This is a genomic window from Petrachloros mirabilis, from assembly GCF_975968855.1.
Genome location: NZ_CDLUDY010000036.1, coordinates 1 through 5,213, shown reverse-complemented (window position 1 = coordinate 5,213; position 5,213 = coordinate 1). Strand labels below are relative to the sequence as shown.

7 protein-coding genes are annotated in these 5,213 nt (G+C 53.7%); 3 read left to right on the top strand and 4 right to left on the bottom strand.

The annotated features are described in order from the left end of the window. The 4 genes from ACWVCN_RS01440 to ACWVCN_RS01425 form a co-directional block, all read right to left on the bottom strand. Window positions 1-753: hypothetical protein (locus tag ACWVCN_RS01440; protein WP_455243725.1), on the bottom strand; the 753-nt coding region annotated here is incomplete at its 3' end. A gap of 40 nt (window positions 754-793) precedes the next feature. Further along, window positions 794-1,414 carry a carbon monoxide dehydrogenase beta subunit family protein gene (locus ACWVCN_RS01435; protein WP_455243724.1) on the bottom strand — a complete coding sequence of 207 codons (621 nt, stop codon included), beginning with the start codon at window positions 1,412-1,414 and terminating at the stop codon, window positions 794-796. 381 nt (window positions 1,415-1,795) lie between these two features. Continuing rightward, on the bottom strand, window positions 1,796-2,074 hold the full coding sequence (locus tag ACWVCN_RS01430) for a YciI family protein (protein WP_455243723.1): 279 nt from the start codon (window positions 2,072-2,074) through the stop codon (window positions 1,796-1,798). A 20-nt stretch (window positions 2,075-2,094) separates the two neighbouring features. Next, window positions 2,095-2,505: a DUF2203 domain-containing protein gene (locus ACWVCN_RS01425; protein ID WP_455243722.1), complete on the bottom strand. Its 411-nt coding sequence runs from the start codon at window positions 2,503-2,505 to the stop codon at window positions 2,095-2,097. Window positions 2,506-2,970: 465 nt separating this feature from the next. Between ACWVCN_RS01425 and rho the strand changes: the two genes are divergently transcribed. From rho to ACWVCN_RS01410, 3 genes are all read left to right on the top strand, one after another. Continuing rightward, window positions 2,971-4,242, top strand: a complete 1,272-nt coding sequence (gene rho / locus ACWVCN_RS01420) for a transcription termination factor Rho (RefSeq protein ID WP_455241498.1) — start codon at window positions 2,971-2,973, stop codon at window positions 4,240-4,242. 88 nt (window positions 4,243-4,330) lie between these two features. Next, on the top strand, window positions 4,331-4,540 hold the full coding sequence (rpmE, locus tag ACWVCN_RS01415; protein WP_455243727.1) for a 50S ribosomal protein L31: 210 nt from the start codon (window positions 4,331-4,333) through the stop codon (window positions 4,538-4,540). Window positions 4,541-4,648: 108 nt separating this feature from the next. Further along, the coding region (locus ACWVCN_RS01410; protein WP_455243721.1) for a PCRF domain-containing protein at window positions 4,649-5,213 on the top strand (565 nt) is incomplete at its 3' end.

The window sequence follows — 5,213 nt, the reverse complement described above, 5'->3', positions numbered from 1 at the left end:
GTAGCTGATGTAGTTGCTCTTCATGACAAAGGGATCGCGCATCATCCGGACAGGGGGACATTCCATGTCCATGCAGGGCACCGGTGATCGGTAGGGATCGTACGGGGGCAAGCACATGTCCGGTGGCGTGAGGTTCACTACGTCCTTCGTGTGGGTGACGAAGAATCCGTCGCAACAGAGTGCGAGCGGGAGGTGGACATCCGGCTCTTCCGACACCATGTAGCCCTTGAGGATCCAATCGAAGAAGTCCTGTGCGGTTTCTGCGTGCCACACCAGCATCCCGGTATTCAACAAGTAGGCGATTTCTAGCGTGTCCGGCTGAATCGAAAGCGGGGAGTTGATGCCGCGACAGGTTACAATCATCTGAATCGGTAACCGTGCACCGGCCCACATCGGGAAGTTTTCCATCGCCCGCATCGTCCCAGGGCCTGCCGTTGTCGTGAAAACCCGTGCTCCGCCGAAAGCTGCCCCGGCGCATTGAGACATGACGGCAAACTCGCTCTCGCCGCGGAAATAGTCTCCGATATAACCCTCTGCGAACAATTCGCCGATCAAGGCGGCCGCTTCCGACTGAGGCGTAATGGGGTAGGCGATCATGACGTCGCAACTGGCCCGGCGGATGGCTTCTTTGATGACCTCGGAGCCTGTGAAAAACGAAGGTGTTCGCGCCGCTTCATTCATGAGTTTCCACGGATCGGTAAAGGTCTGGCCTTTTTTATTTTGTGTGCCGATGAAGGATTTTGATTCTGCCATGGGCCCAGCCTCCTTTCACTGCGTGCGGGCTTCTGACGGCCTAGTTCGAAGCGCCGCTCTTGGCTGACGTCAGCCGTGGTTGGACGGTTCCTTTTAACTTCTTGACCCAATCGGCCAGCGTCATGATTTTTTCGACAGACGCATCGCGGAAAGACAACATTGCGTCTTCATGACCGGCCTGAGCACACATGGCGATCGTATAGCAGGACGTGCCGCCCCGGATAATCTTGAGCGACAAGTTCGCCTGGTGGCAATGGACCCCGACGAACATGCAGCAATCGATCTTATTGTGCCAGATTGTTAGATTCGGATGATTGGGATTGATTTCGACTTCAGGGTTAATCTTGGGGTACTTCGGGCGGTAATCCGGCATGGGAATCAGCATAGGCTTTTGGCCTGGCTGCACGCATTCCTTGAGCGTATTGTACAAATGCCGGATGGCTGTCGCCTTTTTGGCGGCCTTCTCATTCCAGGCCCACAGGACAAGCGGTCCTGGAAATATCGTTGGAACTTTGGCCATCAAGAACTGCTTAGCCGCTTCTTCAAAAGCCTTTTCTTCAGGGACGATGACGCCATTGATGTGGGCCTCTCCCGGGTTCGGGAGGTACACACCCATGGAAGCAGCTGCCGGTGGAAGGAAATGCTCTGGCCCTGGGAGCACGCGATATTGGCTCATTACGACTTACTCTCCGCTTAAGGGGTTAACGACGAGAGATCTGCTATTTTTCAACCAAATCGAGCTATTCACAATCTAAGCTTTTCATTGATCATCTGCAACCCGACAGAAGGCCCAGCGTGGAAAAATAATGGGCTATCGGTGGTGTCCTGTTTAGGTCTTTTGTCCTAAGGAATCAGGGACTCTGCGCTATTTCTGAGGCGCGTGAGCCAGAGTACAAATTGACGGTTAATTATAGGAGGGGCGCTTTCTCTAAGTCAAACCGTGTTATTGAGAGGCCATGGTGCTCTCACTGAACGGTTATGGAGAGGAAGAATGCCTTAACTCCTGATGAGTTAGGGGATTCATGGGAAAGAAAAATGAAGGTCAGCGGGCCTTCGGGAAGACTTGACTGAAAGGATGGACTTCGACTCGCTCAAACACGCCATTCACCGTGTAGGGATCTTCCTTGGCGAACCGTTCGGCTTCTTCAAGCGAATCGGCTTCAATCACGATGAGGCTTCCGGTCTTGTCAGTGAGGGGCCCGGCTAAAACGACGCGGCCTTGTTGGTCAAGCGGCTCCATATTGGCTAAATGGGCTGGTCGGAAAATTTTCCTTCGTGCTTCCCCCTCCGGCCCGTCAAATCCAAGAATGACAAACTTCATGATGCAGACCCCAAGCGTTTCTACAGAGGATCTTCAAGAGGGCAACGATCTTGATATCCGGTTGTCGTTTCATGCCACCACTTTATTTCCCGCTCCCCTAGCTTCCAGCAGAGAAACACCACACGGCCGTCACGCATGTGTGGGAAATCACAGAGGCCGAGATCAAGGTCCTTGACGAGCACGCCAAGTTCTTGGATGGCCTGGAGGTGTGAGCTGATTTGCTGCAGGCTGGTGATGTACAGGTGCCCAACTGCACTCCCGCCTCCATATTCGGCCTGGGTGCTTGCCCGCCGGATGTCCTCTTTTGTGCGCGACAAGACAGCCTTGGCATCCCGGACGGAATTCAAACGTGAATCCAACTGGGGAATTAAGTGATTGGCTTCAGCCAAAGTGAACAGCCGTTCGTGGTCGTGCTCGTCGTCGTGAGACATGCGCGAACTCCTATAATTACGGCTCCTTTAGCATAGTGATTCAGACCCCCGCAACCTTTTGCTGAAACGAAGCCGTCCTTGCATGGCGCGGGTCTTCTCTTATTGCCGATCCTGAGGTTGTTGGGATCAAAAAGGTTTCTCTGTTGACAAGCAGAATTTGCCGAGGTATGCTCCCGCCAGTAACTCAATTCGAGTCTACTGGTCTCTCCACACACAAGACTTCCGGGGCCACTCTCGAAGTAAGCGCCGTCCAGGTGAGAGCGAATGAGTTTGAACCGTTTTATACTTGCGAGAAAATCTACAATCCAAAAACAGCTTCGTTCTTCTTGGCAAACCCTCTCTAGCTAATACAAAATCGCCAATTCTTATAGTATCGAGTCGTCATTACTGATCGTTTTTAAAAGGGTGTTACGCGTCCAGTACTTATTTTCCTTCTGATCATCACGGGAGTGTGAGGGGAGATCTATGGCACAAACCAAGGGAGAGGTTATGCATCTTGCCGAGTTGAAACAGAAAACCATCGCCGATCTCAACGACGTCGCGCGTGATCTCAAGATCGAAGGGGCGGCGAATCTCCGCAAACAGGAACTCATTTTTGCCATCCTGCAGGCGCAGACGGAGAAGAATGGCGTGGTGTTCGGCGAGGGCGTGCTCGAAACCCTCCCTGACGGCTTCGGGTTCCTACGGGCTCCCGATTCCAATTATCTGCCCGGTCCCGACGATATCTACATCTCTCCTTCACAGATTCGACGATTCAATCTCAGAACTGGCGATATCGTGTCCGGCCAGATCAGGCCACCGAAGGAAAGCGAGCGCTACTTTGCGCTCCTTAAGGTTGAGAAGGTCAATTTCGAGGATCCGGAAGTGGCCCGCGACAAGATTCTCTTCGACAACCTGACTCCCCTCTATCCCGAAGAGCGGATCCAATTGGAGTTCGACCGGGAAGAGTATTGCACGAGGGTGATGGATTTGATCACACCCATCGGGAAAGGCCAGCGTGGGTTGATCGTGGCGGCACCCCGAACCGGTAAGACGATGTTGCTGCAGGCGATTGCCCGCGCCATTCTCAAGAACCATAAAGAAGTGACGCTCATCGTACTGTTGATCGACGAGCGGCCGGAGGAAGTCACGGACTGGCAGCGGCAGGTCAAGGCCGAGGTTATCAGCTCGACATTCGACGAGCCGGCGCAACGCCATGCTCAGGTTGCGGAGATGGTGCTGGAAAAAGCCAAACGGCTGGTCGAGCATAAGAAAGACGTCGTGATTCTGCTCGACAGCATTACGCGCCTCGCGCGTGCGTACAATACGATCGCCCCTCCGAGCGGGAAAGTCCTGTCTGGCGGTCTTGACTCAAATGCGCTTCAGCGGCCGAAGCGGTTTTTCGGCGCCGCGCGCAATATCGAGAACGGGGGGAGCCTGACGATCATGGCCACCGCATTGGTCGACACGGGGAGCCGAATGGACGACGTGATATTTGAAGAGTTTAAAGGAACCGGCAACATGGAAGTTCATCTCGATCGCCGACTGGCGGATAAGAGGATCTTCCCGGCCATTGACATCAGCCAGTCGGGCACGCGAAAAGAGGAGTTGCTCGTTGACAAGGACCGTCTCAACAAGATGTGGATATTGCGGAAGGTCCTCAGCCCGCTGGGCACGATGGAGGCCATGGAATTCCTGATGGATAAGGTGCAGGGGACCAAGACCAATCAGGAGTTTCTGCAGTCCATGAATCGCTGACATCCCCTTGTTTCCGGTCGTCGAGACAGGGTACAGTGGCTCGCCTTCGAATTGGCGAAGGATGAGAGAATAGCAAGGTAGGAGTGGGATCATGAAAAAGGGAATTCACCCAGTGTACCGCGAGGCCACAGTGCATTGTGCCTGCGGCAATAGTTACAAGACGAGATCGACCATTGGCGACATAAATGTCGACATTTGCTCCAGTTGCCATCCTTTTTTCACGGGGACACAGAAAATTGTCGACACCGAAGGGCGGGTCGAACGGTTCAAGAAGAAATACGCGAAGAAGGACAAGTAGCGGAACCAGTGATCATAGAAGAGACCTTGCTTCGCTAAGGGGCAAGGTCTCTTTTTTTGTGCCGATGCATGATGTGTTGAAGAGTTCATTAAGTGAACCGGTTTCGATATGGACGAAGGGCTCGTAAAGAAGTGGGAATCTCTCACCGAACGCTACGATGAGCTGACTCGACAGCTCACGGATCCGTCCGTCATTGGCCAGCCTTCGCTTCTGGTCAAGTTGACGAAAGAGCGGACCGAACTAGAGCCGGTGGCTCAGTTATTCCATCGTTATCAGCAGATCCTTAAGCAGCTCGAAGAAGCCGCGCACATGCTGGCAGACCCTTCCGCCGGGCCCGAGCTTCATGCGCTGGCGTCCGAAGAGACTTCTCAGCTTCAGGAAGAGCAAGCTGGTCTTGAACAACAGGCCCTTGAGCATTTGACGCCGAAAGATCCCCGGGACGAGAAGAGCCTCTTCTTGGAAATCAGAGCCGGAACGGGCGGTGACGAAGCTGCCTTGTTCGCAGGCGACCTGTTTCGCATGTATGTCAAGTTTGCCGAACGACACAAGCTGAAGGTCGAAATCATGGAGGCTTCCGAAACAGGCAAAGGTGGTTACAAGACGGTTGTCGCCTTAATCGAAGGGAAGGGTGCCTACGGCCTGTTCAAGTTCGAAAGCGGAGTGCATCGGGTGC

Bases quoted from the DNA above. Each gene is read 5' to 3' on its own strand.
- ACWVCN_RS01430 (WP_455243723.1), bottom strand. From the start codon at position 2,074: ATGAAGTTTGTCATTCTTGGATTTGACGGGCCGGAGGGGGAAGCACGA.
- ACWVCN_RS01425 (WP_455243722.1), bottom strand. From the start codon at position 2,505: ATGTCTCACGACGACGAGCACGACCACGAACGGCTGTTCACTTTGGCT.
- rho (WP_455241498.1), top strand. From the start codon at position 2,971: ATGGCACAAACCAAGGGAGAGGTTATGCATCTTGCCGAGTTGAAACAG.